General features: G+C 62.3%; 15 protein-coding genes. 10 read left to right on the top strand and 5 right to left on the bottom strand.

Going from position 1 to position 20,676, the window contains the following annotated elements; genetic code table 11:
* Positions 1–4: 4 nt before the first annotated feature.
* Both FHW96_RS21540 and FHW96_RS21535 read right to left on the bottom strand, forming a co-directional pair.
* Positions 5–2,221: a beta-glucosidase gene (locus FHW96_RS21540; protein WP_172342628.1), complete on the bottom strand. Its 2,217-nt coding sequence runs from the start codon at positions 2,219–2,221 to the stop codon at positions 5–7.
* Between the two features lie 110 nt (positions 2,222–2,331).
* A complete protein-coding gene (locus FHW96_RS21535) occupies positions 2,332–4,614 on the bottom strand; it encodes a TonB-dependent receptor (protein WP_172342627.1) in 2,283 nt (760 codons plus the stop codon).
* 436 nt (positions 4,615–5,050) lie between these two features.
* On the opposite strand from FHW96_RS21535, the gene FHW96_RS21530 reads away from it, so the two are divergent.
* Positions 5,051–7,066: a beta-galactosidase gene (locus tag FHW96_RS21530; protein ID WP_253951137.1), complete on the top strand. Its 2,016-nt coding sequence runs from the start codon at positions 5,051–5,053 to the stop codon at positions 7,064–7,066.
* Between the two features lie 42 nt (positions 7,067–7,108).
* The gene (locus FHW96_RS21525) at positions 7,109–7,891 is read left to right on the top strand and encodes a FadR/GntR family transcriptional regulator (RefSeq protein ID WP_253951136.1); all 783 of its coding nucleotides are present in this window, start codon (positions 7,109–7,111) and stop codon (positions 7,889–7,891) included.
* Between the two features lie 66 nt (positions 7,892–7,957).
* On the opposite strand, the gene FHW96_RS21520 is transcribed toward FHW96_RS21525, so the two are convergent.
* Together FHW96_RS21520 and FHW96_RS21515 are read right to left on the bottom strand one after the other, a co-directional pair.
* Positions 7,958–9,748, bottom strand: coding sequence for an IlvD/Edd family dehydratase (locus FHW96_RS21520; protein WP_172342625.1), 1,791 nt, complete (start codon positions 9,746–9,748; stop codon positions 7,958–7,960).
* An 11-nt stretch (positions 9,749–9,759) separates the two neighbouring features.
* Positions 9,760–10,899, bottom strand: a complete 1,140-nt coding sequence (locus FHW96_RS21515) for an aldose epimerase family protein (RefSeq protein WP_172342624.1) — start codon at positions 10,897–10,899, stop codon at positions 9,760–9,762.
* A 127-nt stretch (positions 10,900–11,026) separates the two neighbouring features.
* On the opposite strand from FHW96_RS21515, the gene FHW96_RS21510 reads away from it, so the two are divergent.
* The 8 genes from FHW96_RS21510 (at position 11,027) to FHW96_RS21475 (ending at position 19,421) form a co-directional block, all read left to right on the top strand.
* Positions 11,027–12,364: a sugar MFS transporter gene (locus FHW96_RS21510; protein ID WP_172342623.1), complete on the top strand. Its 1,338-nt coding sequence runs from the start codon at positions 11,027–11,029 to the stop codon at positions 12,362–12,364.
* Positions 12,365–12,419: 55 nt separating this feature from the next.
* The gene (locus FHW96_RS21505; protein ID WP_172342622.1) at positions 12,420–13,946 is read left to right on the top strand and encodes an aldehyde dehydrogenase (NADP(+)); all 1,527 of its coding nucleotides are present in this window, start codon (positions 12,420–12,422) and stop codon (positions 13,944–13,946) included.
* Between the two features lie 52 nt (positions 13,947–13,998).
* The gene (gene araD1, locus FHW96_RS21500) at positions 13,999–14,991 is read left to right on the top strand and encodes an AraD1 family protein (protein WP_172342621.1); all 993 of its coding nucleotides are present in this window, start codon (positions 13,999–14,001) and stop codon (positions 14,989–14,991) included.
* 3 nt (positions 14,992–14,994) lie between these two features.
* Positions 14,995–15,915, top strand: coding sequence for a Gfo/Idh/MocA family protein (locus FHW96_RS21495; protein WP_172342620.1), 921 nt, complete (start codon positions 14,995–14,997; stop codon positions 15,913–15,915).
* 555 nt (positions 15,916–16,470) lie between these two features.
* Positions 16,471–17,031 carry a hypothetical protein gene (locus FHW96_RS21490; RefSeq protein ID WP_172342619.1) on the top strand — a complete coding sequence of 187 codons (561 nt, stop codon included), beginning with the start codon at positions 16,471–16,473 and terminating at the stop codon, positions 17,029–17,031.
* A 20-nt stretch (positions 17,032–17,051) separates the two neighbouring features.
* Positions 17,052–17,708 (top strand): penicillin-binding protein activator LpoB, encoded by a 657-nt coding sequence (locus tag FHW96_RS21485; protein ID WP_253951135.1) that lies wholly within the window; start codon positions 17,052–17,054, stop codon positions 17,706–17,708.
* Positions 17,686–18,927 carry a hypothetical protein gene (locus FHW96_RS21480; RefSeq protein WP_172342618.1) on the top strand — a complete coding sequence of 414 codons (1,242 nt, stop codon included), beginning with the start codon at positions 17,686–17,688 and terminating at the stop codon, positions 18,925–18,927. Before FHW96_RS21485 ends, FHW96_RS21480 begins: the two co-directional genes overlap by 23 nt.
* A gap of 44 nt (positions 18,928–18,971) precedes the next feature.
* Entirely contained in the window at positions 18,972–19,421 is a 450-nt protein-coding gene (locus FHW96_RS21475) for a DUF1425 domain-containing protein (RefSeq protein WP_172342617.1), read from the top strand.
* Between the two features lie 58 nt (positions 19,422–19,479).
* Here FHW96_RS21475 and FHW96_RS21470 read toward each other — a convergent pair whose 3' ends face one another.
* Entirely contained in the window at positions 19,480–20,241 is a 762-nt protein-coding gene (locus FHW96_RS21470) for a hypothetical protein (RefSeq protein WP_172342616.1), read from the bottom strand.
* Positions 20,242–20,676: the final 435 nt, after the last annotated feature.

Genomic DNA, 20,676 nt, shown 5'->3' with positions numbered 1-20,676 from the left:
GGACTTATTCCTTCCAGCTCTTGGCGGGCAGGGTGATGTTCACCTTCTCGCCCAGATGTTCCGCATCCCGGCCCAGCGCAAAGCCATAGGCGCCCTTGGGCGTGACCCACAGGCCATCCTTCCAGTCGGCCAGCAGGCGCGGGTCGATGGTCAGCGTGACCGGCTTGCTCTCGCCGGCTTTCAGCGAGACGCGGGCAAAGCCGACAAGGCGCTGCTTCACTTCGCCATTGCGGGTGGCGAGGTAAAGCTGGGCCACTTCATCGCCATCGCGCGCGCCGGTGTTCTTGACCGTGAAACTGGCGGTCAGGCCCTTGAGGGCAAGGCCGGTGGTCTGGAACGTGGTGTAGGACAGGCCATAGCCGAAGGGGAACAGCGCCTTTTGGCCCTTGCGTGCAAACCAGCGATAGCCGACGTCCGAACCTTCGATGTCATAATCGGCATGAAGCTGGTCGCTGCCCGAGGTGGGATCACCGGCAAAGTTCGGCTCAACCCAGTCGCTGCCGTCCAGCTTGGGACGGGGCAGTTGCTCGGTGCCGGCCGGGAAGGTGATGGGCAGGCGGCCACCGGGGTTGGTGTCGCCAAACAGCACGCTGGCGATGGCCTCGCCGCCGCGCGCGCCCGGATACCATGCCTCGACCACGGCCTTGACCTTGGACAGCCAAGGCATCGCCACCGGTCCGCCATTTTCCAGCACGACCACGGTGTTCGGATTGGCAGCCGCAACCGCCGCGATCAGTTCGTCCTGACCATTGGGCAGATGCAGGTCGGGCACGTCGAGGCCTTCGGTGGTGTATTGCGTGGCAAAGATCACTGCCACTTCGGACTGACGCGCCTTTTCCACCGCATCGGTGATGTAGCGGCCGTCGCGGAAGGCCACCTTCGCTTGCGGGGCCTGCGCCTTGATCGCCTTCAAGGGGCTGGAGCGGTGATAGTTCTGGCCGATGAGGCCCGCCCAGACGCCATCGCCCATGATCGGGATCGTGACGGCCGGGCCGCCTTCACCCTGTACCTGCGAGGAACCGCCGCCCGACAGCACGCCGCCATCGGCAAAGCCGCCGATCACCGCAATCGACTTGGCACTCTTCATCAGGGGCAGCAGGCCGCCTTCATTTTTGAGCAGGACGATGCCCTGCTTGGCGGCGTCTTCGGCCACCTTGGCATTGGCGGCGAAGTCGATCTTGCCGCCCTTTTCGGCGGGGAACTTGTCGATGCCCGCGGCATAGATCGCGGTCAGCACGCGGCGGTTCATGTCATCGACGCGGGCCGCCCATTTCGGGTCGGCCTTCGCCTTGGCGGCAAGTTGGTCGGTGAAGAACACGCCCTTGTCGAGCTGTTCGCCCGATTGCTGATCGAGGCCGTTGATCGCGGCCTCTACGCCCGGCACCGCGCCCCAGTCGGACATGACAAAGCCCTTCCAGCCCCAGTCCTTCTTCAGAACCTTGTTGAGCAGGAAATCGTTCGAGCAGGCGTTCTGGCCGCCCACGCGGTTATAGGCGCACATCACCGAGAGGGGCTGGCCCTGTTCGATGCCGATCTTGAAGGCCAGCAGGTCGGATTCCTTGGCCGCCGCCTCGCTGATCTTGATGTCGACATATTTGCGCCCGGTCTCCTGACCGTTGAGGGCAAAATGCTTGATCGTGGAAATGATGTGGTTCGATTGAATGCCGCGGATCGCCGCGCCTACCAGCACGCCCGAAAGCAGCGGATCTTCGGACAGATATTCAAACGTGCGGCCATTGCGCGGATCGCGCATCAGATTGACGCCGCCCGCCAGCAGGACGTTAAAGCCCTTGGCGCGGGCCTCGCCGCCGATCATCGCGCCGCCGCGATACAGCACTTCCGGGTTCCACGTCGCCGCCTGAAGCACGCCCGAGGGCAGCGCCGTTGCGCCATCCTTGCGCAGGCCCATCACATAGGACACGCCCAGCGAAGCATCCGATTCCTTGAGAGCAGGCACGCCAAGGCGATCAATCCCGGCCACATAGCCCGCGCCCGGCACCGCATCGGCGGGGATCTTCGTCGTGCCGATGCCCAGATCCATCGGCATGATGCCATGGGTCAGGATGGTCTTTTCTTCGGTCTTCATCGCCTTGACGGTGGCGGCGGCGCGGGCGTCGGCCTTGGCGACATCCTGTGCATTGGGGGCCTGCGCGGCGGCGGGCTGCGAAGCCATGGCCAGCGCCATCACGCTCAAAGAAGTCCAGACCTTGGGGGTGCTCATCACTGTCATCCTCGTATCTTCAGATAGGCAATAATTCGGGGGCAAACATAAAAAAAGCGGGTGCGGCCAAAGACCGCACCCGCCCTCCCTCATGGCTCGTATCGTGTCACTTAGAACTTCACACCGGCGCGGACGCCATAGGTGCGCGGTTCTTCCATCGTCACGGCGGGCGTGTTGCCGGCCACGGCGTTGGCCACGGTGATCACGTTTTCCAGATTCTTGGCATAGCCCTGGATGTACCAGCGATCCTGCGGAGCCTTATAGGTCACCGTCACGTCGGTCTTGGTATAGCTGGGCATGCGGAACTGATACAGCATGTTCAGGTCCGAGATGTAATATTCGGACGAGAGCTGGGTGCGCACACCGGCTTCGACATGGGCGCCATTGGCCACGTCAAAGTTGCGGGTATAGCCCACGGTCGCGGTCCACTTGGGCGCGTGATCCAACTGCTTGCCGCCAAAGTTCACCGTCTGGCCCGACGAATTGGTGGGCGAGAAGTTGCTGTAGCGAGCATTGGTGTAGTTGCCGGCGATCGAGAACGTGTCATCCGGGGTCGGCTTCAACGTGGTTTCGGTTTCGATACCGTCGATCTTGGCGGTGCCGGCGTTCTGGATCAGCGTCTGCAACACCTTGGCGCCGGTGGTGGCGTCGGTCAGCGTGGCAGCCTGCGAAAGCTGGAGGTTGCTGTAATCATAGTGGAAGGCCGAAGCGTTGAAACGCACCTTGCCGTCAGCGAACTTGAACTTCACGCCGCCTTCATAGGCGGTGAGCTGTTCGGGGCGATAGTAGAGCTGACCGGCGCTGAGCGCGCAGCCCAGACCCGAGCCGCTGACGCAGCCGTCGTTGAAGCCGCCGGCCTTATAGCCGGTCGACACGTTGAAATAGGCAAGGCCCAGACCCGGCACGTCATAGTCAACGCCAACCTTCCACGTCACCTTTTCGAACGTGGCCGAAGCGATGTTCAGGTTGAGCGTGCAGGTGGTGCCCACGCACTGCGAACCAAAGGCCGAGGGAACCGAAGCCTGATTGGGGAAGTACAGGACCGTGGCGCCGCTGCGCGACTTGAAGTCGTTGGTATAGCGCACGCCGCCGGTGATGTGCAGGCCGGGCTGAACATCATAGGTCAGCTGGGCAAAACCGGCCTTCGAGCGCGACACGGTCGGGCCCTGCGGGAAGGCGTAGCCCGAAGCGCCCGCATAGACCATCGAGGAGAGCGGGTTGCCCAGCGTGTAGTTCAGGTGCGACTGTTCGTCGAAGTAATAGCCACCGGCCTGACCGTGCAGCTTGTTGCCCTTGCCGAAGGCCAGACGCAGTTCCTGCGAATTCTGGTGATAGCGGCCCCAGAAAGTGGCGGGGTTTTCCAGCACGCCAAGGAACAGCAGATCCTGCGTGAAGTCCTGCTTGGATTCGCGATACGAACCCAGATAGGTCACGTCGATCGTGTCGGTCAGGGCATAGGTGAATTCGCCCATCACGCCCTTGGTCGTGTTCCACTTATAGCTGGAATACTGCTGACCATAGCCCAGACCGCGATAGGCGTTTGCGCTCTTGCCCGAGATGAAGGTGGGGTTCACGCCCACGGTGCCGGTGTTGGTGTAGAAGTTCGAAAGCGGCACAACGTTGGTCATCGAACCGCGCTGGCTCGAATAATCGCCGCGCACGACGAACTTCAAACGACCGATATCGCCGCCGAACGACAGGCGGGTCGAGAAGATCTTGCGATAGGGGTTGAGCGGATAGGCCGGGTTGCTGGCCGTTTCCAGAACGTTGCTGTCCTGGCGGTCATAGTTGGCGGCCAGACGGATGCCCAGCGAGTTGCCGATCGGCGCGTTGATCATGCCGGTATAGTTCTGGCTGTTCAGATTGCCGACCTTGGCGTCGAACGAACCTTCCCACTTGGCCTTGGGGCGAGCCGACTGAACGTTGACGACGCCGGCGGTGGTGTTGCGGCCATAGAGCGTGCCTTGAGGCCCGCGCAGCACTTCAACCTGCGCCACGTCGAAGAAGGCGCCCTTCTGGTCCTGCGGGCGGGCGATATAGATGCCGTCGAGCAGGAAGGCGGCCGAGGGGTCGCCCTTTTCGGTGCCGTCGGTGCTGGTCACGCCGCGGATGGCGATGCGCACGCCGTCACCGCTTTCGGTGATGGCAAGGTTGGGGGCCACCTGGGCCAGCGAGCGCGGATCGGTGATGCCGGCCGAACGCAGGCTGTCGCCGGTCACGGCGGTCATGGCGACCGGGGTTTTGGACAGCAGGGTGCTCTGGCGCGTCGCGGTCACCACGATGTCGCCGGAATTGGCGGCGGGGGCGGGGGCGTCAGCGCTCTGAGCAAAAGCGGGGGTCGCGACGGACAGGGCAAGGGCAACGGCAGCGCCGCCCAGCAGATTCGTCTTCATGAAATTCCTCTCTATCAAACCGGCTAAAGATTTTGGGGGCAGCGCGCTTTGGGCTGCTCGGTCTTTGGCTGGGGCGGAGTTGGCTGGACCTGTCAACGCTGTCAAGACGGCTCGAGAAAAGTCCTACCAAATGATGGTCAATTCTTGCGTATTTACTTCTCGATGTTGCGCAAATGGCACAGGCAATCCTGTCAATCTGTTCAGAAATGGCGGATTTTCGCCATTCCTTGATCTGACGCAAATTGCGTACATCCCCGCTGGCCAAGGACGCGATGGGGCGCTAGGCTTGTATTAGTTTATCAAAATATCGGGGAAAGCTGAGATGGCGCCGCTCAAGAAATCTGCTCTGGCATCACTGTGTTTCGGTGCGATTTCGCTGATTTTGCCGGGAAATATATGGGCCCAGACGGCGCCAAAGCCCAGGGATCAGGCCGTTTTGCCGCAAAGCATCCTGTTCGGCGCGGCCTATTATGACGAATATGCTCCGACTGATCGGCTGGACGAGGATGTCGCGTTGATGAAGGCGGCCCATATCAGCGTCGTGCGCATCGCCGAATCGACATGGGGCACGATGGAAACCGCGCCCGGCGTGTTCGACTTCCACCATATCGACCGTACTCTGGCCGCGATGCATAAGGCGGGGATCAAGGTCATTATCGGCACGCCCACCTATGCCGTGCCGACATGGCTGGTGCGGCAGCATCCCGATGTGCTGGCGACCACGCCGCAAGGACCCTACACCTATGGCCGCCGTCAGAACATGGACATCACCAGCCCCGAATTCCGCAAGGCGGCGCAGCGCGCGATTGTCGCCCTGATCGACCATGTGAAGGATAATCCGGCGGTCATCGGCTATCAGCTCGACAATGAAACCAAGGCCTATGGCACCAGCGGTCCCAATGTGCAGGCCGCTTTCGTTGAGCATATGAAGCAGAAGTTCGGCGGCGATCTGGATGCGCTCAACAAGGCCTATGGGCTGAACTACTGGAGCAACCGCATCAACCGCTGGGAGGATTTCCCCTCGGTCAACGGCTCGATCAACGCGAGCCTGAACGCCGCCTTCGCCGAATTTCAGCGCGGGCTGGTGACCGAATATCTGGGCTGGCAGGCGGATCTTGTCCGAGCCCACGCGCGCAAGGACCAGTTCCTGACCCAGAATTTCGACTTTGAGTGGCGCGGCTATTCCTATGGCGTCCAGCCCGATGTGAACCACTGGCAGGCTGCGCGCAGCCTGGATGTGGCGGGCGTCGATATCTATCACCCGGGACAGGACAAGCTGACCGGCACGGAAATCGCGCTGGGCGGCGATCTGGCGCGCTCGATCAAAAATGGGCAGAATTACCTTGTGCTGGAAACCACCGCGCAAGGCTTTCCGGAATGGACGCCCTATCCGGGCCAACTGCGTTTGCAGGCGTTCAGCCATCTGGCATCGGGCGCCAATATGCTGGAATATTGGCATTGGGGCACGACGGCCAATGCGATTGAAACCTATTGGCGCGGGCTGCTGTCTCAGGATTTCAAGCCCAACGCCACCTATCGCGAGGCCGCCACGATCGGCGCGGATCTGGCGCGGATCGGGCCGAAACTGGTCAATATGACCAAGGCGAACAAGGTGGCGATCTATGTCAGCAACCGGGCGCTGACGGGGTTTGAAGCGTTCAAGCCGCAGGGCGAAGGTCGCGCCATCGGCTATAATGACGTGCTGCGCGGCTATTACGATGCGCTCTATCGCATGAATGTCGAGGTGGATTTCATCACCCCCGATTCCACCACGCCGCTCTCCAATTACAAATTCGTCGTGGTTCCCGCGCTCTATGCCGCCGGCGATGCCGAGATCGACAAGCTGAACGATTACGCCAAGGCGGGCGGCCATCTGCTCTACACCTTCAAGAGCGGCTTCTCGGACGAGAACGTCAAGGTCCGCTATGCCGACCAGCCCGGCCGCATCGCACAGGCCGCCGGCATCCATTATCAGCAGTTCGCCGCGCCCGTGGGCGTCTCCCTCGATGGCGACCCGTTCCATGTGGGCGAGGCGGCGAACAAGGTGCGCTGGTGGATGGAATTTGTCGAGCCTACGACAGCTAAGGTCGTCGCGCGTTACAAGCATCCCTCATGGCCCAATTATGCTGCGGTCACGCGCAACGCTTGGGGGCGGGGGCAGGTGACCTATGTCGGCTTCATGCCCGGCGATGAGACCATCGCGGCGCTGCTGAAGGATGAAGTGGCGCAGGCCGGGGTCGGGGCCGAGCAGGTGCAATTCCCGCTGGTCCTGCGTCAGGGCGTGCTGAACAATGGCCACAAGGTGCGTTATGTGTTGAACTATTCGCCCACCCCGACAAGCTATGCTATCCCGGCCGCATCCGCCGAGTTGCTGAGCCAGCGTAAATATGGCGCGGGGCAAAAGCTTGAACTGGGCGCATGGGGCGTGGGGATTCTGGAAGAGGATCGCTGAAACAGTGAACGGGGCGAATAAGATGATTCTGGGGGCAGGAATTTGACCGAGCCGGAAGAAGGCCCGGAAGAAGCCGTCGCAAAGAAAGCCAAGCGCGGCACGGGGCGCCGGTTGCAGGGGGCCATCGCGCATCGGTTGGGCACGGATATCGTTTCGGGGGTCTATGCCCCCGGCACGGTGCTGTCGAGCGAGGTCGAATTTGCCCAGGCGCTTGATGTGTCGCGCGGGGCGCTGCGTGAGGCGATGCAGGTGCTGGCGGCCAAGGGGCTGGTGGAAAGTCGCCCCAAGGCGGGCACGCGGGTGCTGCCGCGCACGCGCTGGAATCTGCTCGACCCCGATGTGCTGGCATGGGCCTTTTCGGGCGAGCCGGACCCGGCGCTGGTGCGCGGTATCTTTGAACTGCGCGCGGTGGTGGAACCGGCGGCGGCGCGTTTCGCCGCGCAAAGGCGTGACCGCGAGGATCTGCGCGCGATGAAGGATGCGCTGGGCGCGATGCGTCGCCACACGCTGGCCACCGAGGCGGGCAAAGCGGGCGATCGCGATTTCCACGATGCCATCCTGCGCGCCACGCGCAATCCGGCGCTGGTGGTCCTGTCGGCCAGCATTGGCGCGGCGGTGCATTGGACCACGCAGTACAAGCAGCGCTCCCGCGCCCTGCCGCGCAATCCGATTCCAGATCACGCCAAAGTCTATGAGGCGATTGCCGCAGGCGATGGTGATGCCGCCGCCGAAGCTATGCGCGTGCTGGTGGACCTTGCCATGAAGGACACCGCCGAGGAGATGGGGTTGAGCGTTCTGCCGCAACCGGGGATCGACCCGGCATAGCGCTCTTGGCGTAAAAGGCCCGGACATTGACGAATGTCCGGGCCTTTTACGTCAGCGCTTATCGCATCAGTGATTGTCGCGCGGCAGCCCCATGGTCTGGGCAATGCGCTGATACTTTTCCGCGCCTTCCAGAATGGCGCCGCTGTTCATCTGGCCCACCAGTGCGCGCTGGATTTCCTGCCACGGCGTCTGGCTGGCCGGATAGGCATAGCCGCCCGCTTCGATCAATGCTTTGCGGCGGGCGTCCAGTTCCTCATCGGAAATCAGCACATTGACCGTACCCTTGCGCAGGTCGATCCGCACCCGGTCGCCGGTTTGCACCAGCGCAAGGCCGCCATTGGCTGCCGCTTCAGGGCTGGCGTTGAGGATGGAAGGGCTGCCGCTGGTGCCCGATTGGCGCCCGTCGCCTATGCAGGGCAGGGCCGAGACGCCCTCGGTGATGAGATAGGCGGGCGGACGCATGTTGACGACCTCGGCCGCGCCGGGGTAGCCGATGGGCCCGGCCCCGCGCATGAACATCAAGGTTTGCGGCGTGATGCCAACGGCGGGATCGTCGATGCGGTGGTGGTAATCCTCCGGCCCGTCGAACACGACCGCCGGGCCTTCAAACGCTTCGGGATCATTGGGGTTGGACAGATAGCGCGCGCGGAATTCTTCCGAAATCACGCTGGTCTTCATGATCGCCGCATCGAACAGATTGCCCGACAGCACTAGGAAACCGGCCTCTTCCTTGATCGGTTGGCTGAACGGGCGGATGACCTTTTCATCCTCGATGGTCGCCTTGGCGCAGTTTTCGCCCATGGTCTTGCCATTGACGGTCATGGCGCCCTCGCGGATCAGGCCCTGACCCATCAATTGCGCCACCACGGCGGGCACGCCGCCCGCGCGGTAATAATCCTCGCCCAGATATTCGCCCGCCGGTTGCAGGTTCACCAGCAGCGGGATCTTGTGGCCGATGTCCTGCCAGTCCGACAGGGGCAGTTCGACGCCGACATGGCGCGCAATCGCGGCCAGATGGATCGGCGCATTGGTCGATCCGCCGATGGCCGAATTGACGGCAATGGCGTTGTGGAACGCATCCAGCGTCAGAATGTCGGAGGGTTTCAGATCCTCATGCACCATCTGCACAATGCGCTTGCCGGTGTGATAGGCGCATTCCTGACGGTCGCGATAGGGGGCAGGGATCGCCGCGCTGCCGGGCAGCATCATGCCCAAAGCCTCGGCCAGCGAGTTCATGGTCGTGGCCGTACCCATCGTGTTGCAATAGCCGGTCGAAGGGGCCGACGAAGCCACCAGCTTGATGAAGCCTTCATCGTCGATCTCGCCTGCGGCCAGCATCTGGCGGCCCTTCCACACGATGGTGCCGCTGCCGGTCCGCTCGCCCTTGTGCCAGCCGTTGAGCATCGGCCCGACCGAAAGCGCAATCGCGGGCAGGTTGACCGTGGCCGCCGCCATCAGCAGCGCGGGCGTGGTCTTGTCGCAACCTGTGGTCAGCACCACGCCGTCGAGCGGATAGCCATAAATCGCCTCGACCAGACCCAAATAGGCCAGATTGCGGTCAAGGCCAGCGGTTGGGCGCTTGCCGGTTTCCTGAATGGGGTGGACCGGAAATTCCAGCGCAATCCCGCCCATTTCGCGGATGCCCTCGCGGATGCGTTCGGCCAGCACGAGGTGGTGGCGGTTGCAGGGCGAAAGGTCGCTGCCGGTCTGGGCGATACCGATGATCGGCTTGCCGCTGCGCAATTCCTCAAGGCTGATCCCGAAGTTCAGGTAACGCTCAAGGTAAAGCGAGGTCATGTCGATATTGTCGGGATTGTCGAACCATGCGCGGCTGCGCAATTTGCGTGTTTCGGTCATAAAGCCTTCAATCAATGCGAAATGGTGAGGCGGTAGATCATGGCATGGCGATAGGGCTTGCCGGGATCGACGCGGGCGGAAATGAAATTGCTGTGGTTGGGCGCATCGGGAAATTTCTGCGGTTCCAGCGCGATGCCGTCGCCCATGCGGTAAAGATGCCCATGCTTGCCGATCAGCGTGCCGTCTAGGAAATTGCCCGAATAGAATTGCAGGCCCGGCTCGGTGGACAGCACCTCCAGCGTGCGGCCCGAGGCCGGATCGACAAGGCGCGCGGCCAGTTGCGGCGTGGCGGTCACGCCTTTGTCCAGCGCGAAATTATGGTCATAGCCGCGCCCGGCGACGATCTGATCATCACGGCCATCGCGCAGGGCATCGTTCAACCGGCGCGGGGCGCGGAAATCGAACGCGCCGCCCGCCACCTTGCGCAACTCGCCCGTGGGGATGAGCGTGGCCGACACCGGCGTATAGGCGCTGGCCGGAATGGTCAGGCGATTGTCCATCGCGCCGCCGCTGCTGCCTTCGCCTGCCATGTTGAACAGCGCGTGGTTGGTCATGTTGACGATGGTGGGCTTGTCGCTTTCCGCCTCGAACAGGATGCCGAGGTTGCCCTTTTCATCGAGGCTGTAGGTGACGCGGGCCTTGAGCGTGCCGGGATAGCCGGAATCGCCATCGGGGCTGGTGTGGATCAGCACGAGCTTTGCCACCGGGCCGGAGGTGACGGATTCCACCTTCCACAACACCTTGTCGAAGCCGCGCCCGCCGCCGTGCAGCGTCTGGCCATTGTTGTTCTGGGGCAATTGATAGGTCTTGCCGTCCAGCACGAAACGTCCATCGGCAATGCGATTGGCAAAGCGGCCGATGGTCGCCCCGAAATAGTTGGGGTGATTCACATAGGAATCGAGATCGTCATAGCCCAGCGCAATGTCCGCCTTGCGCCCCTTTGCATCGGGCGCGAACAGCGATTGCAGCGTGGCACCATAGGCCAAAATCCGCGCCGCAACCCCATTGGCGGCTTTCAGCGTCACCGCTTCGACCACCGCCCCATCGGGCAGTTTTCCGGCATTTTCGCGCTGTGCCGTTACGGCCATGGCATCATTCGCCATCGTCGCCGCACAAAGGGCGGCGAGTGATGCGAGAGCGTAAAATTTCATGCCTAGTCTCTCCCGGCAATCTTGGGCCATTGACGCGGCCTTGCGCTCTCTATAGTCCGACAAATATGATGAGCGCAAGCTGCTATGCCGTGCAAAAGGCAAGCGGTCGGCTTTTGAGAGGATCGAGATGGCCCCCCCTGTAGGTTCGAGTGCGAGTGTCGCTGCGATGGGCGTGTCCCATGAACACCATGGTCGCTATGGCCGTGCGCTATCCCTGCTGGCCACGCTGTTTTTCATGTGGGGCTTCATCACGGTCATCAACGGCACGCTGCTGCCCCATCTGCGCTCGGTGTTTGAACTGAGCTATTTTCAGGCGGCCTTGATCGAATCGGTCTGGTTCATCGCCTATTTCTTCGCCTCGATTCCCGCCGCCATGCTGATCGAGCGGATCGGCTATCAGAAATCGCTCGTCACCGGCCTGCTGATCATGGCGGGCGGGGCGGTCGGCATGATGGTGGCGGCCTCGATCCCCTCCTATGGCATCACGCTGGCCATGCTCTTCGTAATCGCCAGCGGGATCACCTTGCTTCAGGTCGCGGCCAATCCCTATGTGGCGGTCATCGGCCCGGCTGAAACCGCCTCCTCGCGCCTCAATCTGGTGCAGGCGATGAATTCAGCCGGAACGATGCTGGCGCCGATGTTTGGCGCATGGCTCATCCTTGGCCGGTCGAAGGGCGGCACGGCGGCGGCGGGCACAGTGCTGACACAGGCCGAACGTCTGGCCGACGCGCATTCGGTGATCCTGCCCTATGGCATTGTCGCGGTGGTGCTGACGGTGCTGGCGATTGTGATCGCGCGCTTTCCCTTGCCCGCCATCGGCGCGGCCAATCGCCGGGTCAAGGAAGCCATCGTCGAAGGCTCGCTCTGGAGCCGTTTCTGGAACCATCCCCTGTGGCAGCATCGCAATCTGGTGCTGGGGGTTCCGGCGATCTTCATCTATCTGATCGCGGAAATCGGGGTCGGCAATCTGTTCATCAATTTCATCAGCCGCCCCGACATCGGCGGTATGACCACCGAGCAGGCCGGGCGTTATCTCACGCTGCTGTGGGGCGGGATGATGGTGGGCCGGTTCATCGGTTCGGCCATCATGCAGAAGGTTGATGCCGGAATCGTGCTGGCGGTGTTTTCGATCGGCGCCTTTGTGGTGATGAGCATCACGGTGGTGTCCTCCGGCCCGGTGGCCATGTGGTCGCTGATCCTGGTTGGCCTGTTTCACTCGATCATGTTCCCCACGATCTTTACGCTGGGCATTCGCGGCCTTGGCCCGCTGACCGAGGAAGGTTCGGGCCTGCTGATCATGGCGATTGCGGGCGGAGCGCTGGTCGCGGTGCAGGGTTGGCTGGCCGACCGTTACGGGTTGCAGACCTCCTTCATCCTGACCGCTGTGTGCGAGCTTTACACCCTGTTCTACGCGGTCTGGGGTTCGCGCCCCACCCATGCCCTGCCGGATCTTGAGGTGGAATGATTTTACTCTGACTAAACGCATCAGCGACGGTCGGTAGTGCAATGTGGAGTTTTCGATGACTGAATTTCGTTCGATTGATGCCGCCACGGGGCAGGCATCGGGTCCGGCCTATACGGTCGATGGTCTGGCGCAGGTCGAGGCGGTATGCGCCGCCGCCGATGCCGCGTTTGATGCCTATCGCGCCACCACTCGCGAGGCGCGCGCTGCTTTCCTCGAAACTATCGCCGATGAAATCCTTGCCCTTGGCGACGATCTGATCGTGGCGGCGATGCGCGAGAGCGGCCTGCCCCGCGCCCGCCTTGAGGGCGAACGTGGCCGCACCATGGGCCAGCTCCGCCTGTTCGCGCAGGTGGTGCGTGCTGGTGCTTGGCAGCAATTGCGCATTGATCCCGCGCTGCCCGACCGCGCGCCTCTGCCGCGCCCCGATCTGCGCCTGCGCATGATCCCGGTAGGGCCGGTGGCGGTGTTTGGCGCGTCCAACTTCCCGCTCGCTTTTTCGACCGCTGGTGGCGACACCGCCTCGGCGCTGGCCGCCGGCTGCCCGGTGGTGGTCAAGGGCCATCCGGCGCACCCCGAAACCGGCGCGCTGGTGGCCTCGGCCATCGCCAAGGCGGTTGCGGCTTGCGGTCTGCCCAGCGGTGTGTTCGGCCATCTGGTCGGCCCGTCGAACGAACTGGGCGCGGCGCTGGTAACCGACCCGCGCATTGCGGCGGTGGGCTTTACCGGGTCGCGTGCGGGCGGTCTGGCGCTGGCCAATCTGGCGGCCTCGCGCCCGGTGCCGATCCCGGTCTATGCCGAAATGAGCAGCATCAACCCCGTCCTGCTGATGCCCGAAGCGCTCAAGGCGCGCGGCGCGGCGCTGGGCAACGCTTTCGTCGGCTCGCTGACCATGGGCGCGGGCCAGTTCTGCACCAACCCCGGCCTGCTGCTGGCGATTGAGGGCGAAGGGCTGGACGAATTTGTCGCCACCGCCACGGGCGCCGTGGCGCAGGCCCCCGCGCAGGTCATGCTGACCACGGGCATCGGCAATGCCTATCGCAGCGGTACGGCGGCTCTGGCAGGCGCCGAGGGCGTGGAACAACTGGCCGCTGGTACGCCGGGCGAGGGCACCGCATGCGGCGCGATCCTGTTCCAGACCACGGCTTCGGCCTTCCTCGCCAATCCGGCGCTGGCGCATGAAGTGTTCGGGGCCTCCTCGATCCTGGTGCGCTGCGCCGATGAGGCGGAGCTGACCGCTGTGCTCAAGGGTCTGGAAGGGCAATTGACCGCCACGCTGCATATGGATGATGCCGACGCTGATCTGGCCGCCGCCGTCCTGCCGGTGCTTGAGCGCAAGGTGGGCCGTATCCTCGCCAATGGCTGGCCCACGGGCGTTGAGGTGGCCCATGCGATGGTCCATGGCGGACCGTTCCCGGCCACCAGCGATCCGCGCACGACCTCGGTGGGCAGCCTTGCCATCGACCGTTTCCTGCGTCCGGTCAGCTATCAGAACATCGCGCCTGCGCTGCTGCCCGCCGAATTGCGCGATGATGCGCGCGGCGATGGCGCGCCGCGTCTGATCGACGGCGTCCTGACGCTCTGATTTTTGCCATTCATCCCCGCCGGGCATCCCGGCGGGGCAAGGAGTTTTGACGATGGCCCAGCGCCTTTTGCAACATCGCGCCGATGATGGCGCGCGTTCCGTTATTTTTGCCGATGGGGATCAGGCCTGGTTTCTGAACGGTGTTTCCTCCACCGGCGAACTGGCTCTGCGCGCGATTGCGGCGGGGCGTTCGCTGGCGGCGGAGGCTGAGGCCGCCGGTAAGGGCGCAGGCGTGGATATTGCCGCGGAATTGACCGCTGGCCGCCTGCTGGCCCCGATTGACCATGAAGACCCTGCGCATCTGTGGATGACCGGCACGGGGCTGACCCATCTGGGTTCGGCGGAAGGCCGCAACAAGATGCACGCCGCTGCCGCTTCGGGTGAAAAACTGACCGATTCGATGCGCATGTTCCTTGAAGGCGTCGAGGGCGGCAAGCCCGCAGCGGGCCAGATCGGTCAGCAGCCCGAATGGTTCTACAAGGGCGATGGTTCGCAGCTTGTCGGCCCCGGCGACGATCTGCTCAGCCCCGCTTTCGCGCAGGATGGCGGCGAGGAGCCCGAACTGGCGGGCGTCTATATCGTCGGCCCGGACGGCACGCCCTTCCGGCTTGGCCTCGCGCTGGCCAATGAATTTTCCGACCATGTGACCGAGCGGCACAATTACCTGTGGCTGGCCCATTCCAAGCTGCGCGTGGCGGCGCTGGGCGCCGAATTGCTGATCGGCGAAGTGCCCGAGGATATTCGCGGCGCCAGCCGGATCTATCGCGACGGCGCGCTGCTCTGGGAAAAGCCCTTCCTGTCGGGCGAGGCGAATATGTCGCACAGCATCGGCAACCTTGAACAGCACCATTTCAAATATGGCCTGTTCCGCCGCGCGGGCGATGTGCATGTGCATTTCTTCGGCACGGCCACGCTGTCCTTCTCGGACGAAGTGCGCACGAACCCCGGCGATGAGTTCGAAATCAGCGCTGCGCCCTTTACATTGCCGCTGCGCAACCGCCTTGCCATCGCGGCGGCGGAAACTGTCTCGGTTAAGGTGCTCTAAGCCATGGCCATCCGCATCGCCATCATCGGCGTGGGCAAAATCGCCCGCGATCAGCATTTGCCCGCCATTGCGGCCAATCCGGCCTACGAACTGGTCGCCACGGTCAGTCGCCATGACCCGGAGCTTTCCGTGCCGTGGTTTGCCGATCTGGACGATCTGTTGGCATCGGGCATCGCGGTCGATGCGGTGGCGCTCTGCACCCCGCCGCAGGTGCGATACGAATTGGCGGTCAAGGCGTTGCAGCACAAGCTGCATGTCTTTTTGGAAAAGCCGCCCGGCGCGACTTTGGCCGAGGTTGAATCCCTGCGCGCCATGGCCGACGAGGCGGGGGTGACGCTGTTTGCCTCGTGGCATTCGCGCTATGCGGCCGGGGTGGAGCCGGCGAAGACATGGTTGGCTGATCGGGCGATCCGCGATGTGAAGATCATCTGGCGGGAGGACGTGCGCGTCTGGCATCCGGGGCAGGCATGGATCTGGCAGGCGGGCGGATTGGGCGTGTTCGATCCGGGTATCAATGCGCTTTCCATCGCCACGCATATCCTGCCGCGTCCGTTCTTCCTGACCGATGCCACGCTGGAGGTGCCGTCGAATTGTCAGGCGCCGATTGCCGCCGATCTGACCTTTACCGACAGCGCAGGCACGCCGATCCATATGGATCTGGATTTCCGCCAGACCGGCCCGCAAAGCTGGGACATGATCATCCAGACCGACGATGGCGTGCTGAAACTGGCCAAGGGTGGTTCGGTGCTGACGCTGCCCGAAGGCGTGCGTGAGGATGAGGACCGGGAATATCCCGAACTCTATGCCCGTTTCGCCGCGCTTGTGGCCGGGGGGCAGAGCGATGTCGATATTGCCCCGCTGCGCCATGTGGCGGACGCTTTCCTGCGCGGCCACGTGCGCGCGGTGGAGCCGTTTATCGAATAGTTGGTTTGGTCCTGCGCCGTCACGCTGGGGTGGGGCGGGGGCCATTGGCCGAAAGGGGCGCTTTTCCGATAGGGAGGGCGCCCCTTTCTATGTATGCGGTGTGGGCGCATTGCTTGCCCGCCCATGCTTTCGGCGCGTTTGTCAGCGTCGGAATCGTGAATGTTTTCATGATTTTCGCAATGACGGCAAGATAAACTCTATTGGGATACTTTCGCTGTCGCCGGATTTTGGGTGGATTGAATACCGTCTGAATTGGACAATTGGCCGTTTGGTTTAGATGTATAAGGCGAGTGGAAATCAGCGTTTGAGGTTATCTTCGGATGATTGATAAAACGCATTGGTAAATTCATGTAAATAAACAAGTTATTTTTCAACGTGCCGTTGTATGGCGAAATTCTCGCCGCAATCGTGGATAAGCTATACGGTTATGCATCTATTTTACCTAGACGCGGCCAAGAATTATCCTTAGCTGAACGCCAAGGTCATATCTGCGATCCACCGCACGGGGGCATGTGCGGCGCCGAATATGCGCCTTCGAATGGTTAAGGGGGTTCCATGCGTATTATTCTCAAGGCATTTGTTATTGCCGGGCTGGCGGTTGCCGGGTCGCTCACCGTCGCCTCACAGCCGGCGCAGGCCGGTCTGCTCGGTTCGCTTGGCGCGCCCAAGCTGCCCGCTGCCGACACGCTTGTCGCGCCTTCGCCGATTGAGGGCAATTCGGGCAAGTATATGTCGCCCTTCACCTCGGACGGGGTGACGGCGGAATGGGTGACGAAGGCGATGAAGGTTGGCGCGGGCGGCGCCATCGGCAGCGCGGCGGGCCAGTATGCGGGGCAGCAGGCGCTCAGCCAGGTGCCTTTTGTCGGCGGTATGTTGGGCAAATCGCTGGGCAATTCGGCCGGTCGCGCTATCGCGCTCAAGTCGATCGGCGGCGAAGCTTTTCTCAAGAGCAGCTCGGACCTGTCGTTCGACAATGGCGATGCGATGCTGGTCTTTGTCTATGCCAAATATTCGACTCACGCCGAGTATAACAAGATCCTCGATGCGACCTATTCGATTTACCCCGAGCTGAAGGACCGTTACCAGAGCGCGCTTCAGCACGCCCAGAAGAAGTAATTGGGAATAATCGGAGCAACATGATGGCTATCACGAAATCGGGCACAAAATCTGGTCGTATCGCGACTTTCGCCCTGTCTTGCGGCCTGCTGTCCATGCCGGGCGTGGCGCTGGCCGCGCCCAAGCCGCCGGCAAGCGTCTATCGCCCCGCCGATTCCTCGGGCGATGTGCGGGGCGTGGGCACCGAATCGCAGGACATCATCGCGATGGCCGACCAGATGGTGCGCGACTTGCTGACGGTTCCTGCGCTGCTTAACGCCAAGACGCCGCCGCGCGTGCTGGTCGATCCCAGCAGCTTCAAGAACCAGAGTTCGGAAATCATCGACAAGGCGCTGATCACTGATCGCATACTTGTCGGCCTGAACCGGGCGGCGCAGGGGCGCGTGATGTTCATCAGCCGCGAGGATCTGGAAGACATCCAGGCCGAGCGCGACATGAAGCGCAAGGGGCTGGTCGACAAGGGCACCACGGGGCAGACCGCCGCTGTGGCCGGTGTCGACTATGCTCTGACCGGGCGCATCAGCACGCGCGATGCGGTCAACACCGCCAATGGGCAGCGCTCGCGCTATACCCAGATCATGTTCCGCATGGTGGATATGGAATATTCGAACATCATCTGGTCGAATATTTTCGAATTCAAGAAAGAGGCTGGCGATGGTGGTGTCGTTTACCGCTGATCGGCGGAGCGGACGACATCTCGGCCTGAAAAAAGCGATGGGAGCCGGCGCCTTGCTGCTGCTGGCTCCTTCGTTTGCCATGGCTCAGGGGCTGGGCGTTATCCCGCCCTCGGGCAATGCCGAGATGTATGAAGCGCGCATCGACAAAGAGGGCGAGCGCAACCGCGTGCTTAACGAGATGGAGGTGGGCGCCCGCTCTTTCTGGCAGGGCGACATCGACCGTTCGCGGGTGATGCTCGACGATGCGATTTTGCGCATTGAATCGGTCTATAACAACAATGCCGCGGCCCAAAAGGCGCGCAGCCTGTGGTATTCGGAATCGGTAAAGCCGTTCAAGGGTGAACCTTATGAACGGGTCATGGTCTATTATTACCGCGGCCTGCTGTACCTGCGCGCGGGCGATTATGAAAATGCGCGCGCCGCTTTCCGTCAGGGGCAGATGCAGGATGCCTTTGCCGAGGAAGAGCAGTTTCAGTGCGATTTCGCCATCATGCTGTTTCTTGAGGCATGGGCGTCGCATCTCAACCACGATTATGCCCTGCGCGATGAAACGCTGGAGCGTTTGGCCAAGCTGCGCTCGGGGTTCCCCGGCATCGGCAAGGATGACGATACGCTCATCATCGCTGAAACCGGTTCGGCCCCGCGCAAGCTGGGCGATGGCGCGGCCCATGCCTATTTCGTTTACAAGCGGGGCAAGGGCTTTACCGAAAACAGCGCAGTGCTGATGGGCGTGGGGGGCGAAGCGCCCTTCTATCCGATGGAGGACGTCTATTGGCAGGCCAACACACGCGGCGCGCGCCAGATCGACAAGATCCTCAACGGCAAGGTCGAATTCGTCAACACCAGCAATGCGATCGGCTCGACGCTGCTCAAGGCGTCGGACGTGGCGCTGACGGTCAGCAGCGTGGCGCAGAGCAACACGTTCCTGCATGATTCCAGCGTGGGGCGGATTGCCGGTGATGTCGGCGTGGGCATGGGGGCGGTGGGCGGCGTGATCGCGCTGATCGCGGCCAATGCCAAGCCCACGGCCGATACGCGCACGTGGAGTTCGCTGCCCGATGGCATTCACATTCTGACGCTCAATTCAAAAAAGGCCGCCGGGGCCAAACTGGTGGCGCAATTCCGCAATCCCGACGGCACACCGGCGGGCGTGGAAAAGGAACTCGCTCTCGAACCTTCGGGCAAGAACGGCAAAATGGCGCTGGTGCGTTCCCGATAGGGTTTAGTGCTATAAGTCAATGGGTTAAACTAGGAGCAATGCCGATGAAAATGTTTGTGAAGGGCGGGCTGGCTTTGGCCCTGATGGCGACGCTTTCGGGTTGCAACGAAGGGACCGAAGGCGGGGTCCGCATCGATAATCAGAATCAGATCCGTCCCGCGCTCAATTCGGTGCGCGTGGTCGATCCCACGCTGGCCCATTACAAGAACCGTTCGGGCACCAAGGTGGCGTCCGCGCTGGACATCGAGAATGTCACCGTGTCGCCCTCGGAAACGGGTTTTTCGCGCCTTTCGGTCGAAATTCGCAACAAGGTCGATGTGCCGCTGATGCTGGAGGTTCGTTCGAGCTGGTATGATGCCTCGGGCGCGCCCAGCGATGCGGCGCAGTCGTGGAGCCGGGTCAACCTGCCGCCACAGGGCGTGACGGTGTACAAGACCGTCTCGACCAACATGACCTCGCGTCAGTATTACGTCGAGATTCGGCAGGCTCGCTGACCGACTGGCTCGATGAATAAGGAGAGCGGAAGCCGAGGCGTCCGCTCTCCTTATTGCGTCAGCGCGCCAGTTCGCGCATCACATCGCCGGCCAGTTGGCGACCGATGCCTTCGGGCGTGATATCTTGATCCTGCACCGCCACATAGCGGTTGCCGCGCGCCTCATACCTTGTAGGCCCGGACGGCGGCGTGGCGCTGGAAACGAATTGCGCGACCAAGGCCGAGCTGGGCAAATGTTTGATCTTGACCGACATGGCCAGATCGGTGGTGCCATTATCGGTTTCGTTCGGCACGATTTCGACCAGATAGGTCACGCCCTGTTTGAGCGCCAGTGTTTCAAGATATTGCACATCGTCGCGGCTCTGGGCCAAAACCTTGGTGCTGATCGAGCGCATCAGGGCATTGCGGTCGAGCAACCGCCCGCCCGCATGCAGAAACTCGCTCATGAACGCGCCTTCGACCCTTTGCATCGGCACCCCGGTCAGATCGGTGGCCAGCCCGCCCGACTGACGCTTTACGCCGACTTCGGTGTTGGTTTCATAAGAGAAATTCTGGCTGTCGCCGGACCGCGACCCGCTCGAACTGGCCTGCAGCGAATAGCGCGAAACGCTGTCCTCGCCCAATTCGCGGTTCCAGAACACCAAAATGCTGGGCTTGCCATGCGCTGCGTACCAGCGCTGAAAATTGCCGGCAACAAAGCGGCCCGAGGCGCGGGGATCGACCGGCCGGGGCGCTGCCGCCACTTCGGGCATGCCCATGCGATTGCCGTTGCGATCAACCTCCTGCGCCATCACGCTGGTGCCGCCCATCACCAGAGCCATGGAAAGTGCAAATTTTTTGAAACGAACCGTGCTGATAGTCATCCCGTGAAACCCAATATTATCGACCGCCTGCGAATCTCTGCGCAACCATAAAGGTCGATGTTCCGCCCCGTAAAACTTTACTATAAATTGCAGGAAAGCCCGTACAACTAAAAATATGCTAGACCTGCCCTGATGCTTTAGCCTTATGGAGCACAGAATGACAGTGTCCGGGTGCATGGTTTCATGGATTTGATGCGGTTGCCGGTTTGCGGATTGATTTTGAAGGCAGAATAGCGCTTGGCCTTTGGCCTGCTGCCATGCACAAGGCGTCCTGATCGGTCTGAGCCCGACGGTGATCGGTTAGCGTCCGGGCTCGTGGTGTAATTTCCGGTGTAGATTGAGGCGATCGCATGGGGTGGGGCATGCCCCACCCCATGCGATTTCGATCTCGGT

It is taken from the genome of Novosphingobium sp. SG751A (assembly GCF_013149295.1).
Taxonomy (GTDB): Bacteria; Pseudomonadota; Alphaproteobacteria; order Sphingomonadales; family Sphingomonadaceae; genus Novosphingobium.
This window is presented reverse-complemented; position numbering and strand designations above follow the sequence as displayed.

Coding starts and splice junctions, on each gene's coding strand:
- FHW96_RS21540 (WP_172342628.1), bottom strand. CDS start 2,221: ATGAGCACCCCCAAGGTCTGGACTTCTTTGAGCGTGATGGCGCTGGCC.
- FHW96_RS21535 (WP_172342627.1), bottom strand. CDS start 4,614: ATGAAGACGAATCTGCTGGGCGGCGCTGCCGTTGCCCTTGCCCTGTCC.
- FHW96_RS21520 (WP_172342625.1), bottom strand. CDS start 9,748: ATGACCGAAACACGCAAATTGCGCAGCCGCGCATGGTTCGACAATCCC.
- FHW96_RS21515 (WP_172342624.1), bottom strand. CDS start 10,899: ATGAAATTTTACGCTCTCGCATCACTCGCCGCCCTTTGTGCGGCGACG.
- FHW96_RS21510 (WP_172342623.1), top strand. CDS start 11,027: ATGGCCCCCCCTGTAGGTTCGAGTGCGAGTGTCGCTGCGATGGGCGTG.
- FHW96_RS21505 (WP_172342622.1), top strand. CDS start 12,420: ATGACTGAATTTCGTTCGATTGATGCCGCCACGGGGCAGGCATCGGGT.
- araD1 (WP_172342621.1), top strand. CDS start 13,999: ATGGCCCAGCGCCTTTTGCAACATCGCGCCGATGATGGCGCGCGTTCC.
- FHW96_RS21495 (WP_172342620.1), top strand. CDS start 14,995: ATGGCCATCCGCATCGCCATCATCGGCGTGGGCAAAATCGCCCGCGAT.
- FHW96_RS21490 (WP_172342619.1), top strand. CDS start 16,471: ATGCGTATTATTCTCAAGGCATTTGTTATTGCCGGGCTGGCGGTTGCC.
- FHW96_RS21485 (WP_253951135.1), top strand. CDS start 17,052: ATGATGGCTATCACGAAATCGGGCACAAAATCTGGTCGTATCGCGACT.
- FHW96_RS21480 (WP_172342618.1), top strand. CDS start 17,686: ATGGTGGTGTCGTTTACCGCTGATCGGCGGAGCGGACGACATCTCGGC.
- FHW96_RS21475 (WP_172342617.1), top strand. CDS start 18,972: ATGAAAATGTTTGTGAAGGGCGGGCTGGCTTTGGCCCTGATGGCGACG.
- FHW96_RS21470 (WP_172342616.1), bottom strand. CDS start 20,241: ATGGCTCTGGTGATGGGCGGCACCAGCGTGATGGCGCAGGAGGTTGAT.